This is a genomic window from Flagellimonas pelagia (genome assembly GCF_003584135.1).
Taxonomy (GTDB): domain Bacteria; phylum Bacteroidota; class Bacteroidia; order Flavobacteriales; family Flavobacteriaceae; genus Flagellimonas; species Flagellimonas pelagia.
This window is the reverse complement of record NZ_QXFI01000025.1, coordinates 200,333-221,126: the sequence shown is the minus strand read 5'-3', so window position 1 is coordinate 221,126 and position 20,794 is coordinate 200,333. Positions and strand designations below refer to the sequence as shown.

Annotated in this window: 4 protein-coding genes; 1 reads left to right on the top strand and 3 read right to left on the bottom strand. The window is 45.4% G+C overall.

The annotated features are described in order from the left end of the window. Positions 1–18: 18 nt before the first annotated feature. The 3 genes from D2V05_RS09850 to D2V05_RS09840 are packed head-to-tail and all read right to left on the bottom strand — an operon-like array spanning position 19 to position 18,616. Positions 19–14,259, bottom strand: coding sequence for a T9SS type B sorting domain-containing protein (locus D2V05_RS09850; protein ID WP_183114817.1), 14,241 nt, complete (start codon positions 14,257–14,259; stop codon positions 19–21). A gap of 10 nt (positions 14,260–14,269) precedes the next feature. Then, on the bottom strand, positions 14,270–16,348 hold the full coding sequence (locus D2V05_RS09845) for a PorP/SprF family type IX secretion system membrane protein (RefSeq protein ID WP_119647411.1): 2,079 nt from the start codon (positions 16,346–16,348) through the stop codon (positions 14,270–14,272). Positions 16,349–16,354: 6 nt separating this feature from the next. Then, positions 16,355–18,616, bottom strand: a complete 2,262-nt coding sequence (locus tag D2V05_RS09840; protein WP_119647410.1) for a T9SS type B sorting domain-containing protein — start codon at positions 18,614–18,616, stop codon at positions 16,355–16,357. 265 nt (positions 18,617–18,881) lie between these two features. Between D2V05_RS09840 and D2V05_RS09835 the strand changes: the two genes are divergently transcribed. Beyond that, entirely contained in the window at positions 18,882–20,567 is a 1,686-nt protein-coding gene (locus D2V05_RS09835; RefSeq protein WP_119647467.1) for a glutamine--tRNA ligase/YqeY domain fusion protein, read from the top strand. Positions 20,568–20,794 lie beyond the last annotated feature (227 nt).

The window sequence follows — 20,794 nt, the reverse complement described above, 5'->3', positions numbered from 1 at the left end:
GGGTCAGCAGGTTAAGCGTTATTGTCGATATAGGGTGAAGTGGCCCACGAACTCACGATCGTCAAGTTCACCTTTCAGTTTAACTACATACCAGTAGTCACCCGTTGGCAAAGGTTTTCCATCGTAATCACCATCCCAACCTTGGGTATCGCGGGTCATCTCTTCCACTACTCTACCATAACGATCGTAAATCTTAATTAGTGCATTAGGGAAGCCTTCTAAATGATCTGGGATCCAAGTATCGTTCAATCCATCACCATCTGGTGTAAAGAAACTAGGGAATTCCACATCTATAAATTCCATAAATATCTGTGCCTGAACCTCACAACCGTTTTGATCTATTACAGTGACTGTATAGGTATTGGTTCGGTTAATGAAAAAGGTGTTATCAGTGCCATTGTTATGATCGTTGAAATAGAAGGTATATTCTTCCACACCGCCATTGGCAATAGCTGTAATCTGGTTGATGACATTGTTCTCCAATACCAAGGTAAGCGGCTCGTAACCTTCTATGGTAAAATCATAGGTGGTCATACATCCATTAGCATGTGCAATGGTGATATAATGGTCACCAGGTGCCATATTTCTATAATCTGCGGTCAATTGCATATCTGCAGGATCAGTGGAATCCAATGCGTATAATACATCTGCAGAAACCGAAGGATCTTCGAACACAATATCCAGGTAGTTATCAGGAATATTACCAGTACACTCGTACATTGGGGTAACGGTAGCAGCAAGGTTCACTCCGGGTTCAATTTCTACGAATACGTTGGTATCACAACCTTGGGCATCCCTAATAAAGACCACATGGGTACCTGCAGAAAGGTTTTGGAACAAGAACTGGTCTTGTACAAAATCTGCATCTGCATTGGAGTCCAGACTGGTTTCATAAGGCGCAGTTCCTCCAGTGATTTGCAATTCAAACGAACCATCGGCACTGTTGTAGCACACTTCGTGCATGATGTTCACTGCCTCGGCCTGAATAGGTTCTGGTTGAGTGATTTCGAATTGGAAGGTGATGAAACATCCGTTCACATCCTGTGCAATCACATCATAGATACCAGGAGCCAAATCGGTAAAGGTATTTTCAGTATCAAATTGATCCAAGTTTGGAGAAATGGCATAAAGAATCTGTCCAGTACCTCCGGAAACTTCCACAGTAATGGTACCATCGTCCATTCCGGAACAGGTAACATTGGTGAAATCTTGATTATCAACCTGTAATGGAGCTGGGTCTACGATTACAATTTCTGGAGAAACCTCCACACAGTCCTCACTGGTTACTCGAACATAATAGCTGCCAGCCGGTAACATGTTGAAGGTGCCACTGGTTTGTGGTCCGGCCAACAAGTTTGTCAACGCAGCATCAGAGAATAGTTCATAGTTGTAGTTACCCAGACCACCAGTTGCAGATGCAATGATGGTTGCCGATGCTTCTCCCATACAGTTGATGATCGCTGCAGATTCGTCAATATTCAAAGTAAGAGGTGGGATAGAATCTATACTCACCTGGTTGGAAATTTCAGCCTCACAACCATTGGTGTCACGTACATAGAATTGGTATACACCAGCTCCAACGGTAAGGGTAACCGAATTACCACCCATTGGGGTAAAGTTGATGTTGTCGCTACTGTATTCATAGGAACCGTTTCCTCCAGCTGCCGTCAATCTAATTTCGGCATCATTAAGACAAGTCATTTCAGTAACCTGTATCAAAGAAGCCATAACTTCAGTTGGCTCATTGATGGTGACCTGTGGGGTTTCTATACCGCAGTTCCATCCATCGGACACGGTAATGCTATAAATTCCAGCACCCAACCCAGTAAAGGTATTGTTGCCTTGCTCTCCTGTTGTGAAGACAATGTTGGTTCCTGTTGCATCATAGATGTTCAACTGGTATACATAAGAACCTTCACCTCCGGCAACATTGTAGGCCCATACAGAGGCACTTTCGTCTCCGTAACAGGTCAAGTCAATCGGAGCCGCATCAACATCAGCAGTTATGGGTGTTGGCAAAGACAATGTAAGTGAGTTGTCAACCATTTCACAACCACCATTATCAGTAACCCTAACTTCATATGCGCCAGCAGCAAGCCCTGTAAATACAAAGCTGTTCACATTGTTCACCGTGTACACTTGGGTTGTTGTGGTATTGGTCAAGATGATATCATAAGGCGCATAACCACCCGTTGGGGCTACCAATATCTCCCCTTGGTCATTGGTACAGGTCACATTGGCCACTTCCTGAGGAACAAACGCCAATGGGCTGCTTGGGGACATAATGGTAATGGTGTTGGAATCCTCAACGCACTTTGGATAACCGGTTTCGGTAACACGTACAAAGTAGTTTCCACCCACCAAGGCAGGGTCTGTGATGCTCAATGGGTTGGTTGAAGTATTTCCTGTTCCTACGATACCTGTTGTGGTTCCATTGGCCATGAAGACTTCATAACTATAAGCACCAGTATAACCAGTAACATTGATTTCCAAAGTACCCGCATCTCCAAAACACATGGCAGGAGAAGTGGCCGTTGCTATAACGTCTATGGTATCATATGGGGGAATGGTATAAGCAACTGTAGTTACATAACAACCTGTATCCCTGTCAGTTACCCTAAAAGTATAGGTTCCGGGTGCATACAACTCGAAGGTTGCAGTAGTACTGGTCGGAGTACCCGTCAATGTTCCATAGGTATTACCAATTGGTAACAGTTCAAAGTCATAGATGTTTGTTACATCACCATTGTCGTTAACGGTCAACAACACTTCTTCATAATCGGAACAACTGATAGGCGTGATTTGGGTTACCGCAACACTAAATTTGTTGATGGTCGGTATCATCACAGAAGTGGTGGTAGTACAACCATTGCTATCCCTCACATATAGGGTAATGTTTTGATCAACGCCCGTATCCACTATAGGAATCGAGTTTGAGGATTGGAAATTCACATTATCCCTACTGTAGAAATAAGGTCCTGTTCCACCAACCGGGCTAATGGTAATGGTTGAAGTGTTTACTGCATTGTTTGGATTACAAACAAAGTCCGTGGCCACCGCAGAAGCTGTCAATGGGGCGGGTTGTCCCACAGTAACATCGAAGGTATCCTCACAGGCCCTGGATGAAATCACCCTTACACGGTAGCTGTCCGCAGGAAGATTATCGAACACTGGGCTGGACTGTGCAAATCGGTATGGTGTTCCTAGATTTGACATTCTGTAAAGCTCATAGGTGTATACGGGATCTACTATGGTAGCAGGATCCAATACTACGGTCAAACTTCCGTCAGAACCGCCATTACAGTTTACATCATCAATTAGTACGTCATCGATTATAGGATCAACCTTGTCATCCAATTCTTGGGTAACCACATAGGTACAAGGCGTAGCCGTATCATTATCCGTAATGGTGAAGGTATAAACACCTGGCTGGATAAGTCCAGTAAATACACCGGTTGCATTACTAGCCGTTGTAAAGCCATCAGGGTAAACCACATCAAAGGTCAAGTTGGAAGAACCTCCACTGACATTGATGGTAATCTGTCCACCTGGGTTTACGGTACAATCAATAGGTTTGACTACGGTGGCATTGGCCGTCATGGCGTTCGTCAGCACTACAGGGCCCACGGTTGTAGAACAACCCCATTGATCTTCTATGTAGACTTCATAGGAACCAGCACCCAATCCAGAGAAAATGGTATTTGTTTGCGGGGAACCAGAGTTAGTACCATCCTTGATCAATTGATAGGTATAATTGCTTCCTTGACCACCGCTTACAGGGTTGGTTGCTGGAATGCCCACAACTTCAATTTCTCCTTGTAGGTTGGTACAATTGGCTTGATTGATTCTCAAATCCGCGGAAATTGGTATAGGTAAGGTCAAAGGCACATCTGGCAACTGTACAGAGCAGCCTGCTTGATCCATAACCCAAACTTCATAGGTGCCGTCCGAAAGGTTTTCAAACCTTGGGTTGGACACATAGTTTAAAGGATCATTGGGATCAGGGTTAGGTGTTGTGCTCACATAATAGGAATATCCGCCCCATCCACCTTGAACATCTATAACTTCTATGATACCATCATTTCCTGGGTCACAGGTAATATCGGTCACCACCCTTGCACCAGTAATGGTAGCTGCTGGACCAGCGATGTTGAACGATTCGCTGTACACACAAGCAGAACCCGGAGGGTTGGTATCGGTTACTTCTATATAATACGTACCTGCCGCAAGACCCGTGATGGTAAAGCTTCCATCGGCATCAGATCCAGTGGTCACTACGTCATCGGCCAAGTTGGTCGGCGTATGGTTAATGTCGTAATACAAGGTATAGCTGGTTGCGCTTGGGTAGGTCACATTGGATGCATCCACCAAGTTCAATTCCACGGTGCCATCCGTATCACCATAACACGTGATGTTTGTGGTGCCCACTACGATCAGATCCAATACTTCTGGATCGGCCACTTCGTGGTAAACGGTAAGGATACATCCTGTAACCGTGTTTCTCACCTCAAAGGTATGAACACCAACAGATAGACCCGTAAAGCTTCCAGATGCTTGGAAGGTGCCAGAAGGCAACTCCCTAAATTCATAGTTGGCAGGATTTGCGGTTGAGTTGGTAATAAAACCATTTGCGGTAATGGTAATGTTTTCACCATTAACACAGGTTGCAACATCAGATACAGTGATGGTGGCATTGTCCAGACTATCAAACGGAGCGATTACCGCTGTAGTTGTACCCAAACAGCCGTTTTCATCATATACATTGATAGTATAGTTACCCCCCGCGGTATTGGTTTCTGTATAAACAGGGTTGCTGCCAGATTGTACCACTACAGAACCGGCATCGTTGATAAATTCATAGATAACATAGGTTCCACTACCTCCAGTGATGGAAGCAGTATCCACAGTAATAGTGGCATTATTGGTGTTGTTCCCGGCAGTACACCCGAATTCAACAACCGTTGGAGCAGGAACCACAATAGTTGCGGGCTCGCCAATGATGATATTGAAAATATCATCAAAACAGCTATTGGTACCCACACCGCGAACACTGTATGTGCCCGCAGGAAGGTTTTCAAAAGTGGTACCGTTCAATACAGCTCCCGCTGGCATTGGACTTAGGGTAAATGTCAATGGACCCACCCCGTTATCCACTTCGTGCAGGGTGATGCTACCATCACTTCCTCCGAAACAACTCACATCCATATGGGTTTCTGTAAAGGAAGGAAGGGGCGCATCTGGCACACCAACTGTTATGATCTTGGAACAGGTTGGTACTGTTCCAATGTCAAAAACGGTTACTACATAATCTCCAGCGGCACCTGCACCGGTCCACGTAAATGGATTGGACGGGAGTACGCCTCTTACCTCGTCGTTGGTTCCAGGGCCATCTATCAAGTACTCGTAATTTCCTGATCCAGCTATTACGGTTATTTCAATTTCTGCGTTGGCAGCGGAACCGGGCTCACAATCCAAAGCAACCGTTTGAATCGCCGTAAATTCCAAAGGAGGATGTACTACAATCGTATCTGTGTCCATACATCCGTTGCTGTCGATGATAGCAACATTGTAAGTTCCTGGCGCCACATTGTTGAACACACCACCATTGTCCACATAAGTAGCCCCACCATCCAAAGAATAGAAGATTTGGGCAGCAGTACTTGTGGCGTTGATGGTTACTGTGATCGGAGCGGCACAATTATCTATTACCACACTGTCAATGGTCGGATTAGGGGTCAAGGTCAATGGAACCGTACCCAAGTTCACCCCACAACCATATTGGTCTTGCATGGTTACGTCATAGTTTCCTGCAGGTGAATTGGCAGGAATCTCAATAGGGTTATCTGAAGTTGAAGTGATGGTTGTAAATCCGGCAGGACCTGTTACGGTATAGGTGTAGATGCCACCACCACCAAGAGGGTTTTGAATCTGGATCAATCCCGGGGCATTACAACTGATATTCTGTAGGACCACAGGTGTTCCAGATAATGGGTCCAACTCTTCCAACAGTTCATTTTCCGTGGCACCCACACAACTGTCAACATTGCTTCCATCAACCTCAATTACTTCAATATAGTAGTTTCCTGCAGGTAGTCCTGTTAGGGTAATATCTTGTGGGGAAGCATAGGGAACAATGCCACTACTGCTTACCAAAACAGGGGAACCAGAACTCATATCGTAGAAGTTCCATCTGAATTGTGTTTCAAATGGAGCTTGGTTATCGGTTACGGTATAGGTAATGCTTCCGTTGCTCAAACCAAAACAACTTGGAGTGATGGTCGAGGTGATTTCCAAAGGAACGGTAATCAAATCATTGACATTCACATTACTTTGTCTAACACAACCGCCACTATCCCTTACGTAGAAAACATATGTTCTCCCGGGAACCAAGCCTGTCCATTGATACATACCATATCCTGCGGTAACTGGGTTGCCCAAATTGTCAACACTTCCACCGGCAAACCAGGTTGCGGTTGCAGGGTTAAAGTTTGCCGGATCATCCGAGTAGGCATAATCATATCCGGGAGAACCTTCGGAACCTTGTACGGTTACCTGTAGTTCATTACAATTTACCACCAAAGCAGAAATGGTAATGTCCAGATCATCCAATGGATATGGAATGATGAAAGGGGGCAGATCCGTCTGACAGAGCGTGTTACCCAATCCGTCCACGGTTCTCATGGAAGGATATACGGTATCACCTGAATTATAACCTGTGAATTGATCGGATAGACCAGGATTGGAATTATCCCCGATCCAAGTGGTACCACCATCAGCACTAAACTCAATGGTGCCTAAAGTTGTAGGGTATCCCGAGAAGCCAAAACCAAAATCACTTGCTAAGCCAGTACAGGTTGGAGGTGTAATTCCAGAAACCACACCTGTAAGTTCATCGGGATTATTGATGGTTTGTGTGTCTGTTACTGTACAACCTGCGGCATCGGTGACATTAATGGTATAGTCACCCGGCATTAGGTTGTAATACGTTCTGGTTGAAGCCAATACATTGCTGTTGGTTTGGTTGGAAGCTCCACCATTGTCCAAGTCCACAATCTGAATAGTGTATGGAGCTAAACCGGATGTAATGTCAACCAAAATGGAACCTGTGCCATCATGACACTGTGGATCTGTTGGTGTGGCCGTCATGGTCAATGGCACTCCAGGATTAACGGTCACCGTTTCCATATATTCACAATATGGAGCAGTAGCAGAATTATCCCTTACGTACACATCATAGGTGCCATCATTACCAGTAGTTACGCTATATACGTTGGATGCGGTGAACAAACCGGTAGGGTCACCTCCCGTCAATACAAATGCGTATTGCAAAGTGGGCGATCCGCCTGAGGCAGTTACAGTGATGCTTCCATCCGCACAAGAGGAAACGTCCACTACTTGCACTTGGGCAACCAACGCATCCACGATGGTCACATTCTGTTGTACACCAAGACATCCGTATTGATCACGAACATCAATGGTGTAAGTGCCAGCAGTCAGATTTCCGAAAGTATAAGTGGTTCCGGTTGCAGGCGTTGGGGTCATCCAAGGGCCTCCGTTCAAACTAAATTGATAGTTGCCGTTTCCACTGGTCACATCCACTTGAATGCTTCCGTCATTGTTTCCGCTATAACATGCTGTTGGGGTCGATGTGAACACGATGGGTGTCGGGGCCACTACGGTCATCACAGTCGTAACATCCTCGCAAAGATTGGTATCCCTTGCCCTTACCACATAATCACCGGCAGTAAGGCCGTTGAAAACGGTTGATGATTGGAAGGCCACCAAAATACCGCCAACACCATCTTCCAATTGGTATTGATAGGTTGGGGTACCCCCTGTGGCAGCAGCCGTAATGACAGCTCCTCCGTTGGTACAGGTCAGTTGGGTAGTAATGGAGGCCGTAACATCCAATACCACAGGTTCGGTCAACGTTTGGTTGAGCACCACGGAACACGCAGGATCTCTAAGATCTACAATGGTGATGGTATGGTTGCCAGCGGCAAGGCCATTTACCGTAATAGGGCTGGCAAATTGAGCCGCAGAAACAGCACCTCCATCCACTTGATAGGTAAATCCGGTGGCCGGATCAAAGTTTTCAGCTTCAAAAGTGATGGAACCATCAGCCGCACCGTTACAAGTAAGATTGGTGAAGTTGGTAATGGCAGCATCGAAAGCATGACCATCTTCCACAGTTACGTTCAGAGTCAAAGAATCTGTACAAACTTCTGGGGTTTGGAAAGCTTCAATATCATCTATGGCGATATCGTTTCCACCTGTTACGGCAGAATTGGTTCTTATTATGATGTCAAGATTGGTATTGGCTCCTGGGTTAAGAGTCACCGTATAATTTTGCCAATCATTGACGCCGTTGTTTTTGGGAACATTTCCTGTGGTAGTGCTCGCAATAACGGTTCCGCCACCATCTACCAACTGAATGTCGATATCAGGATCGGCACCACTGGTTCCTGTTCTTAATAGGTTGAAAGCCCAAAGGGAAATGGTAATATCCCTATTGGCCACTACTTCAATATTTCTTTTAGCGTAAATGATTCCGTTTGGACCTACTGCCCCTCCAACGTTCATGGCCAAAAATCGACCATTGGCCAAACCAGAATGGTCATTTGGACTTAACCATGTACCATAAGGATTTACAATGGTCTGGGTAACAGAGTATTCCCCATCCTGAATGTGGGTGTCAATACCCCAACCACATGAGTTCACGGCACCATTTTGAGGTTCGTAGCAATAGGCCGGATCTACCTCTGGGATACTAGTATTTGGACCAGTTCCAAAGGTTTCCAATAGCAACACACTGGGTGATGGCGCTATATTGCTGGTATAGTTTACTGTGATGGTATGACTTCCAACGGCCACATCAGAAAAAATATTGGATGTGTCGGGCGTGTTGGGGTTGCCATCTATTTCGTATGTGTAATCGAAATCAGTGCTACTTGGAGTTACCGTAATAGTTCCCTCGCCATCACACTCATAGTCAATAGAAGTGGTAGCGGTTGGAGGGGTTGGTTCCGGGTCAATGGTCACCGTCATAGGATAACTACACAGATTGGCATCCCTAATGTAAAGGGTGTGTGTACCAGGAAGCAGGTACCCAATGGAACTAGCACCATAGGTGGAACCACCATCAAAACTGTATTCGTAAGGAGCGGTACCCCCGATGGCGTTGGTAATCCTTACCTCGGCGCCCATACCCGGGTAACATTCTGCAAGAGCGGTAACAGCTGCTGAAGCGGAAAGCGTCAAGGGCTCGGTAATGGTATAGATTTGGGTTACCTCACAGTTGTTGGCATCCCTAACGCGGATGTTGTAGCTTCCTGCAGGCTGGTTATAAAATATGTTCGAAGGCTGATAGGTAGTGCCATTGTTGATACTGTACAAATACGGTGCTTCGCCACCCGATGCCGTTATGGTGATCTGGGCTTGGGATTCACCACTACAAAGAATATCGGTATTGGATATAGAAATTGCCAAAGGGTCATCCTGAACGATAGTAATGTCGTAGGTAGCCTCACAATAATCCATAGCCCCACCATTGTCCCTCACATATACATCGTAATCACCAGCTCCTCCTGTAACCGTTATGGGATTGGTTGTAGAAAAGTCCCCAGCCGTTGGGGAAACGCCATTGGCAACCACGGCATAGACATAGTTTCCATCCCCGCCCGCAGCGGTAATGGTTACATCGGTATCTGTGGTACAAGCCGTAATGTTCGGCGCAGATGCCACTACACTTAATTCTGGATTTATGGTAATGTTGGCAGAATCGGTACAGTCATTGCCATCCCTTACATCTATGGTATAAGACCCCGGGCCTAGACCTGTAAATACATTGCTGGCCCCAAATGGCCCTCCATTCAAACTGTATTCAAAATTTCCATCTCCACCGGAAGTTACATTGGCGGTCAGGGTCAATCCCACGGCATCATCATAACAAATGTCATTAGGAACAATGGCCAAAACCGGGGCCACCGCCTGAATAATGTCAAAGGTATCCGTGAATACACAACCATTGGCGTCTGTTACGGTAAAAGTATAGGTTCCACCAATATTTAAATTAGCAAACAATCCATTGGATTGCGGTCCTGTAAGCACGTAACCGGCTGGAGCCGATGTGATTTCATAGGCGTAACTTCCCCATCCTCCCGATGCCACTATTGTGGCATCGCCATTGGCCATACAAGTTGGCTGGTTTACGGTTACAGGAGCCGTAATAGCCGCTGGTGGGGCCGAAATGGTCACATCGGCTGTATCGGTACAGTTGGTAAAGTTATCGGTAACGCTAATGGTATAGTTTCCTTCTGCCAAACCGGTCAAAGAAATGGTTCCATTGGTCTGTGCACTTCCTGAGAAGTTGGCCGGACCGGTTACCGTGTAGTCATAGTCCGTGTTAAAGTTGGCTACGGTGTATAGGATTTCCCCATCACTATCACCAAAACAGGTAATATTGCTCACCAATTGGCCCACCACAGAAATTTCGGTAACAGGATCAATGGTGAAGGATTCGTCATAAGCACAACCGTTTGCATCGGTAACACGGAACATATAGGTACCTGGTGACAAACCGGCAAAAGTTGCATTGTTTCCATTGTTCACAGCACTTCCGGCAGGTGAAATAATTTCATATACCAAATTAGGTGTGCCACCAGTAGGTGTTACCGTTACATCGGAAACAAATGTTGGACAGATTGGATTGGTGGCCGAGAAACTCAAATCGGTTGGCGGATCCAAAGGATCGATAGTGATGGAGTTGGTAACAAAGGTACATCCATTATCATCCCTAACGGTGATGGAATACGTTCCATCGGTCAAGTTAGGGAACGTTGGAGAGGCGCCAAAGGTGACTCCATCAATACTATATTGGTATGGAGCGGTCCCTCCTGTAACATTTTGCGCTTCGATAATACCATCTTGCAAACAAGTGTATCCTTGTACCAAAACAGCATCCGCATCCAAAGCAAAGGATGGAGCGGAAATGGTATGGTATTCAAAATAATCGCAATCGGCACTTCCTTTTCGCTGGTTGATGACCACTACATAATCACCACTTGCCAACCCCGGAAAGTTTCCGGAAGCGTTAGTGGCCAATGCATTATTGATATCGAAATTGTCCTCATCAAAGCCAGTGGCATCGAACAAATAATAGGTAAGTTGGTAGCCATTGCTGCTTACCAAATTGAAGGTTATGGTTCCGGTTGCATCACCATAACACAATACATCGGTTGTGGAGGTTGCGTTAAAATCAGCAGCAGGCCTAAACTCTATGGTAACCGTATTGGAAATGTCGTAGCAGTTGTTCCTGTCCACCACAATAAAGGTATATTGCCCTGGATCGTAGATGTCAAAAATTTGGCTGGTCTGGAATGCCGATGCGGGTACGTCCGTAACAGAAGGATAGGAAATAACAGTGTTCCCACCTTCATCCACATAGGACCAAATAGCATAGGTATGAGGTGTTTTACCCCCTGTGGATTCCATAAGGATATTACCTTCTTTACAGGTAATGTGTTGGGATACCCTGGCATTCAGCTCAAGATCGGTAAGATCGTTGATGGTTACCTGTTGGGTGTAGGTACAACCGTCATCCGTAGACACGGAAATGTCATATACCCCATCGTTTAAGTTTTCAAAAGTATAGTTGTTATCCGTAGATGGACCATAGGTGTCCACCACTGTTCCGCCTAAAGAAACTTCATAATAATATTGAGGCTCCACATTGAGCACCGAAATGGAAATCTCGCCCAAACCGTTGCAATCCGTGTCCTTTGAGGTCACATCGACTTGAAAATCCCTTTCCAAGATCCCGATGTTGTCCAAAACAAAGACGCAGCCATCGGTTACGCCCTGTTGTCTCATCTCTACCATGTAGGCACCATTGGTAGCGATATCAAAACTTGGGTTGGATTGGTAAGGAACCAAAACAGTACCTGTAGTTTGGTTCACCAACTGGAACTCATAGGTCAACGGCATATTGGTCACCGTAATGTTACCGGGAGTATTACATATGATGTCGCTAGAAGTGTATTGGGGATCTAGCGGGTTTTTATAAATGTTGAAATAAAATCTACTGAAACATCCGTTTTGGTAGTTGATTACCAATCGATATTGGCCTGAATTGGAGGCCAAAAAGTCATTGCCAGTATCAACGGTGTTCCATGTACAACCCGCATTGGTGTTGGCACAACCATCGGTTACCGCGGGGCAACTGGCTTCGTCCAATTGTTCCCAAACAATGCTGGTGGCATCAGGGATGTTGATCTGTATCAATTCGGTGTCGTTCAAACCACACAGGAATATTTCAGGAGTTTCACTACCGTCATTAGGACAAACGATCACATCACCATCGATGGTGTTTGAAGTATCATTGATCAAAGCGGTTATAGGGTTGGATTGCACTGAACCAAAAAGTTCAACAATAATGGTTTCTTCAAAATCCTTACAGGGGTCGGCAACCTGCTTGTCCACAATATAGGTTCCCACCTCGGAAACGAGCATGGTACTGGGGTCGTTGTCCGAATCGGCATCCGTGATCACAGTATCTGTACCTACGTCTATTTGACCGTTTCCATTTTCGTCCTTGTACCAGATATAATTGTCAAAGTTATCCCCGGCATCCAACAAAACATCATCACCGCAGAGCTGGACGGTTCTACTGAAATTACAGGCACTTAGGTCGTCCAACAAGAAGTTGGTGGCACCTGGTGTACCAAATCCACAGCCGTCAAAATCGGATACACTGGGGTCATCCGTAATTTGCGCCGTATTAATGGCCCCTTGATAGGTGGAATAGGCCAAGTTTTGTATGATATCCGTACAGGCGTCGATAAAGTCGAAACAGTTTTCAGCCACTTGTACCCGCATACGAATAGTTGAGGCAGGATCACCTTCTTCAACAATACTGTCGGGTATGGTGAATTCAATGGTACGGGTTGAAGGGTCATAAGTGTAGGTAACTCCTGCAGGCATGGTTATACTGGCCTCGTCTAGAGTCACATTTATGGGAAGTACGTCCTTGATGGTGTAGTTCACGGCATCATCGTTCCCCACATTTTGGAACCTGAGCACATAGTCCAGGTATTGACCTAGATGTACTCCTTGTCCCGTAATGTCATTACCCCCAATGTCCTCGACGGTTTTGGCCAAGTTCATCAAAGGCTCAATGATCTCCACATCCAGAGAGGTGAAGAAAATGTCATATTTATCCTGTGTAGAGGACGCCCGGAGGGTAGCTCCTGTCTCGTCATTGGGAATAACGGTCTGGTTGGGGTTCGGTATGGTAAATAGATCCACATCCCATCCTAATGTATTGGTGCTGTTAGGGTTTCTTGTGGTTACTATGGAACCCTCGTTGGTAATATTACTATTGAAAAAATTGGTTGAAGGATTGGCGGTGTTGGATAAAGTTGTGAAAGACCCATTGCTATCGGCCTTGATGGCCAATTGATCACCGGGAATCCTATTATCTCCTTCCAAAGCGGCAACACCCAATTTGGCGTTTACCGGGAAAGGAGAAGGCAAGGTTGTGAAACCGCTAAAGGGAATATCCACGGTCTGACCGGACTTGATACCTGCATATCCATCAAAAGTGGTGATGTATTTGCCGGGTAGCGTGGGATTTTCGTACACCACGACCAAGGACCAACCGCCAGATATACCCCCGGTAATACTACTTCCGGAACTGGCGCGAACGTTGGCCACAAAATATTCCCCATCAGGATTAGGGAGGGCTGTCAATAACGAGGTTACATCCTTGTAACAGGCATAAGGGCTATAGTTTCCAAAATCAGCATCATTATATCCATCAAAAAGGATTTCATCCGCGGTCAAATCCACATAGGAGCCTCCGGGCACTTGGAATTTTACCTGATTGAAGTCACTTCTGTCACTTCCCTTATATACGGCAGACCAATAGAGTCCAGCATACCGAATCAAAGAACAGTCTGGATCCGGTACGGATAAGGTGGCGCTACTGGAACTAAAGGTATTCGGGTCCCCGTCAATGTCAATATATTGCATATTAAGACGGTCATTGTACTCCGAACTGTTTCCTGTGAGATTGTAGGGGTCCTCAGGATTGTTAGAACTGTCATCACGGTTTACTATATTGTTGGCAATGAACGTAAGATCACCCTTGAGCTTGTTTTCGTAACGGACCTCAAAGTTGTTCTTTACCTGAGCCTCACCTGTAAAGTAAAACAAGAGAATACAGGCGGCAATGCCCCATCTGAGTAGAGATTGTTTCATAGGTTTGGTTCTATGCGGTTGTGTTTGGTTTTACTCGCATGATCCACATGTCGTCTTCATACGAGGCGTTTAGTTTGGAGTAGTATGAGGTTAGGGCGTTGCCCCAAGTTTCATGTTTTTTAAGGTATACATAGCGCAGACCATCATTGGGATTAACAAAATAGCTTGCATTTAACCCTCTGGAATTCAGTTCTTTTACAAAATATCTAGCATTAGAGGAGCTTTCAAATACACTGGCTATGATATAAAAGCCAGAAGGAAGCCCATCAATGGAGGCCGTCTTCACCGCCATATTCATTTTTCCGTGGCCCAATACGGTATTTGCCACATTTTTGGACAAAAATGTGTTTCCGTATTTTGAGTTATTATTGTTGGCTACGGCGGTGCTCAATCCATCAACGCTAGCATCGGTACCGCCGTTAACGTTCATGATCCAGGCATCTCCTTGGTATTTGCCATCCATTTTGGAACGATAGGCATTCAAAGCTTCTTTTTTGTTTTCAAAATCGCCGATATAAACGTAGTTAAGACCATTCTTTGGATTTTGGAAGTAATCTGCGTCCAAGCCTTGTGCCCTAAGTTTTTCCACGAACTGATCCACATTGTGTGGATCCTTGAACACATTGGCAATCAAATAATGTCCACTTTCCACATTGGGAACGCTATGCGATTTGAAATAGACCCTGTTACTTTTGCTTGCGGTGGCCCTGTATGTATTGTCTTTGTTGATGGGGGTTTGTGCCAAGCGGCCGTTGTTCTTGTTTTCGTTTATTTTGATGACTTTTTTGGTGGAAGTGCTATTGGTCAAACCGTGATTGGACAAGGGCTGGGTTTTTCTGGTCACCACATCCGTACTGTCCATGTTGGCGAAATAGACCTCTTTGGCTTTTTCTTCCAAGGCCGGGTTCTGTCCCCTGGTCTCGCGTTGCACCATTTTCATAACGGTTTCAAAACGCTTTTCCAAGTCTTGCCTTCTGTTGGTCTCCAAGGAATCCTGACGCATCAGAAGTTCATCCAAAATGGCATCGTTTTCGGCCAATTTGTCCTTCAGTTGGGCAATTTCCAGATCTTTGTCGGTAATGTTGAGGCTGTCCTGGGGAACCTCTTCTTCGTTGGAAACCAAGTCCTCATTGTCTTTTTCAAGCATTACGCGGTCCTCTGTAAGGTTAGGGGTGAAGGAATAGGCCAGTGAAATTTCATGGGTAACTCCAAAGTTTTCAAAGTCATTGCTCAGCCCCTTCTCCACGGTGTAGCCCAAGGAGATATTCTTGGTCAGGTTGAAACCAAGTCCTGCAGAAGCACCGTAATAATCATCATATCCGGCCTGTACCCAACCCAATTTGGGAAGGTCAAGAATAAGGTTTCCTCCGAGCACCAAGTTCTGGTCGCCCACTTTTCTCACCCTGGCCAAAGGCATTAAACGGGCTTTTTCCATAATGCCCGCACCATTTTTAAACTGATGGGTATATTGTAGGTGCCCAGAATAGGTTTTTTCTGTAAAATCGGTTACCGATTCACTGGTTTTTAGGTTGTAATCAAACAGGTTTTCGGCAAAACCACCGACATCAAAATTCCCAAACGAGAAATTAAAACCGGGTTGAAAGCTCACCAAAGAACTGCCTTCCAGCGTACTTAGGTAGGGATCCACATCAACGGAGTTGACACGGTTTTGGTTAAGGGCGCTTTGGTAATAGCTTACGTTGGCACCGAAAGTGAAAGTGCTTTTAGGGCTTAAACGTACCCCGTAGGCATAGTTGGCATGTACACCAAAGTTGTTGAAAACCCCTTCCCTGTTGGTAAAAAGGCTTACCCCTACACCACTTCTATCACTTACCCTACCACTATAGCTTAAGAAGTAGACTTGATTGTTGTCATCAAAAGATACCGATTGGTTCCTGTGGAACAAATTGATATAGGACTTGTCCTCACGAACCGTGGAAAACGTCGGGTTGATCAAGAACCTGTTGAATTTCAACAAGTTTTGGGAAGGGACATTATAGGGCACATAAGGATCCTCTTCTTGTCCGCGCATTCCGGAGAAGACAAGTAGCAAGATGAATGTAAGTAGTAGAGGTTTTTTGGTTTGCATTGCTGTTTATTTGATAACAGTGATGGTTCCTTGTTTCAGGCTTTTTCCACCTCTTGTGATCTTGTAGTAGAAGATCATACTTTGTTTATTGAAGGTTGTGGTGGATTGTGGCCAGTTGTTCTCATAGCCGGCTTGGCTAAATACCTGTTCTCCCCTTTCGTTAAAAATGGTAACGAGAACGTTGGGGTCTCTTGAATATGTGTTGGGCAATATCCATAGATCGTTGATACCGTCACCGTTTGCCGTAATCACGTTGGGTATGGCGAACATATCCCTAAATGTTACAGTGATGACTTTGCTTACAGTACAAGTACCAAAACTGGCCACCAAAAGGTATTCGCCTTCTTCTTGGAAGCCATAGGAGTTTTGTGTTGATATCAGATTGTTTCCAGCATCGTACCATTCGTAGGAATCTGCACCACTTGCCGTAATGGTCCCGGTCTCCCCTTCTATGATGATGAGGTCGCTGGGTTTGTCCAGAACAAGCAGGGAAGCATCAAACGGAACGATGGTCACTTGGTTGGAAACAATTGGGCAATCGTTTGTGGAAACAACTAATTGATATACACCAGGTTGACCCACGGTTAGGCTAGCTGTTGAACTGTTTACCAAGGCACCGTCTTTTTTCCATTCGAAGGTTTCGTTACTAAGGTCCATTGAGCTTTCCAGTACAATAGTATCCCCACCTTCACAATACACGGTACCATTAGCGGTAATCTGTAAAGTTTGGCTAGAGGCCAGTTTCACTTCAAGGTTGTTGGAACCGGCATTGAAAGCATCAATGGTTCCGGTTAACTTATATGTTCCATTTTTGGCTTGGTCAGAAACCGTAATGGTTTTTGCCGTTTCACCAGTAATATTGGCACCGTTCAATTTCCATTGATAAGCAAAGGATGATTGTAGATCAGAGGTTACATCGGTCTTTGCCCCGTTGTCGCTTACCGCATTGATGGTGGTAAGGCTCAAGGTAGCATCGGTGTTTTCACAGGATGAATACGTGCCTACAAAATCAACAACGAACTCAAAGGAATCGGGAGCAACCACAGTGGTAACAGCCGAGGTTTTTGGAGCCGAGGCACAAGGACCTCCGTTTTCGGTCACTTCTGCATAATACTCTCCTATTCCATTGATAACCAACGAGCTGTTTGTTGCGTTGGTTACGGCAACACCATCTTTAAACCATTGATAGGTTGGTGAGGAAGCAGTAGTGGTAACGGACAATGTTTTGGTTTGCGATGGCAACAAAACAATATTTTCCGCACTTTGAAGGGCCACCTCAAAATCACTTGCACTGGTAATGGTTACAGGAGCAGATTGTTCCACACAGACACCGCTTCCGCTGATTTCTACTGTATAGGAACCTTCAAAACCAGCAGTAGTGGCGTTTACGGTATATGTGCTTCCCTCAACTGTGGGGCCGCTAATTTTTGAACCGTCTTTATACCAAGTATACGAATAGCCCATTCCAGTGATGTTGGCCTCCAGTATTTGGGAGGAGCCTGGGCAAACCGCTATGGCGCTATCACCTGTAATGGCAATACCCGCGCTGGTTCCTGTACTTATCTCAATGGTATTGGACAATGTGTTGGCGGAACCTGAACACACGGACCCATAATCCAGTTCCACGTAGTACATTCCGGGCTCGGACACGGTGATGCTTTCCGATTTTTCCGCCAAGAGTGTTCCACTGCGGTACCAGTTGTACAGATAGGTGTTCGCATTGGGTATGTTATGGGGTTTTAGGGTCACGGAACCTCCTCCGCATATTTGGATGATTCCACCCGACGGAATGGTACCGCTTCCATTTTGGCTGATCAGCAATGGTGAGTTATAGTCGATAAAGTACATCGAAAAGGCATCCGATGCAGGGCTTGTCTTGGCAGGATTGGTACTCCTGACCCTGAACTTAAAGTTTTCACCACGAATGTCCGTAGGCAGGGCAAACTGGAATTCGAAATCAAAAACCGTGTTCTTATCACTTACCCGATCCAGCTCAACAGGGTTGCTAAAGTAGCCATTGGCATCCGATAGCTCTAGGATGAACTCGTTGTTAGAGGCCACCAAGGGAGGACTCCAGGTAAAGTTGACAAAGTATTCGTTAAAGCTTGCTGAGGCACAGGCAGCTGTCCAAGCCGAATTTCCCGCAAGGTTGGGGTTGTCCGCGGCAGTAGGTTTGTTCAGTACCTGGGCACTTGCTCCAGAGGCAAAAAGGAGCATAAGGGCCAAGGCCAAGAACGGAATACCATAGGTTGAACTTCTTTTCTTCATCACCGTTAGTTTTTAAGAGGTTATGGGCAATAATGCCCTGTTAGTTTGTGCCCCTTAAATGTGTTTGTTCTTCGTGGCGGTTCTCAAGCGCCTCGATTTCATATAGTATTCCAATAACAAATATGTTGTTAATTTCGTCGAACAGAAAGATATTGTTGTAGGGGACAGAAAAAGTGTTGTGAAATCGCGTACTTTGTATACACAAAAGTGCAAATAATAGCTAGGAATGGTTGATTTTGCTACATTTGCGCTTCAAATTTTGGGTATGGCGGAAGAAGTTAAATCGCTGAATTTTATAGAACACATCATTGAGGAAGACCTGAAAACCGGGTATGGATCGGACCAATTGAGATTCCGTTTCCCCCCCGAACCAAATGGGTATCTTCACATTGGGCACGCAAGTTCCATTTGCCTCAATTTTGGGTTGGGATTGAAGTATAATGCCCCTGTCAATCTTCGCTTTGACGACACGAATCCTGCAAAGGAGGAAAAGGAGTATGTGGAGGCCATAAAAAAAGATGTCGCTTGGCTTGGTTATGAATGGGATACGGAATGCTATGCATCCGACTATTTTCAGCAGTTGTACGACTGGGCCGTGGAGTTGATAAAGCAAGGCAAAGCGTATGTGGACAGTCAGACTTCGGAAGAGATCGCAAGCCAGAAAGGGACACCAACGGAGCCCGGAAAGCCCAGCCCTTACCGAGATCGTTCCGTGGAGGAAAACCTGAAGCTGTTCGAAGGGATGAAAAATGGGGAATTCAAGGAGGGAGAGCACGTGCTTCGGGCCAAGATCAATATGGCCTCTTCCAATATGTTGATGCGCGACCCCGTCATGTACCGCATATTGCACAAAGCCCACCACAGAACAAATACCGATTGGTGTATTTATCCTATGTACGATTGGACCCACGGGGAGAGCGATTATATCGAACAGGTGTCGCATTCCCTTTGTACACTGGAGTTTTTACCACATAGAGAACTATATGATTGGTTTTTGGACCAATTGGTATCTGCTGATAAACTACGCCCAAAACAACGTGAATTTGCCCGTCGGAATTTAAGCCATACGGTGGTGAGCAAGCGAAAGTTGCTGCAATTGGTGACCAGCGGTGTGGTGGCTGGTTGGGACGATCCCAGAATGCCTACCATTTCAGGTTTGAGAAGAAGGGGCTACACCCCGGAATCCATCAAGAATTTTGCGAACACCATTGGTATTGCCAAACGCGAGAACGTGGTGGATGTTTCCTTGTTGGAATTCCATGTCAGGGAACATTTGAACAAAATCGCGCCACGGGTCATGGCCGTACTCAATCCTTTAAAACTGGTCATCACCAATTATGAGGAAGGGAAAGAAGAATGGCTTGATGCTGAAAATAATCCCGAGGATGAATCGGCAGGCTTTCGGAAAGTTCCTTTTTCTCGAGAGTTATATATTGAACAAGAGGATTTTAGGGAAGATGCCAACAGAAAGTTCTTTAGGTTAAAACTCGGTGGAGAAGTTCGTTTGAAGAACGGTTACATCATCCAAGCCAATAGCTGCACCAAGGACAGCGAGGGCAATGTGATAGAAGTACAATGCACCTATGACCCCAAAAGTAAGAGCGGTTCCGGTACAGAAGAAAGCCTTCGAAAAGTGAAGGGTACCCTGCATTGGGTTTCCATACCACATGCGATGACCGCAGAAGTAAGACTTTACGATCGACTGTTTACGGATCCCACACCAGATGGACACAAGGACAAAGATTTCATGGATTTTGTGAATCCTGATTCCTTGGAAAAAATTACTGGCTATTTGGAACCTAGTTTAAAGGATGCCCAAGTTGGTGATCAGTTCCAGTTTCAACGCATGGGATATTTTAATGTGGACAAGGACTCGACCAAAGAAAAAATGGTTTTTAACCGAACGGTTACTTTAAGGGACACTTGGGCGAAATTGGAACAAAAAGACTAGTATAGCCATCTCCTATTGAATAAAAAATAACAATCAGTTTATTTTATGGAAAACGAATCAATTGGGCGCTTTTTGGCGCCCTTTTTTATTTGGGCAACCCAATTGACCAGCCACCGGGATAAAACCCCATAAAACCCTCTTATTTCCCTTTTTTCATCGTAAGAGTCAATCTTTATATGGATTGCATCAAGCTTCCCCTTTTTACTGGGGTACCTTAGCATTGTATC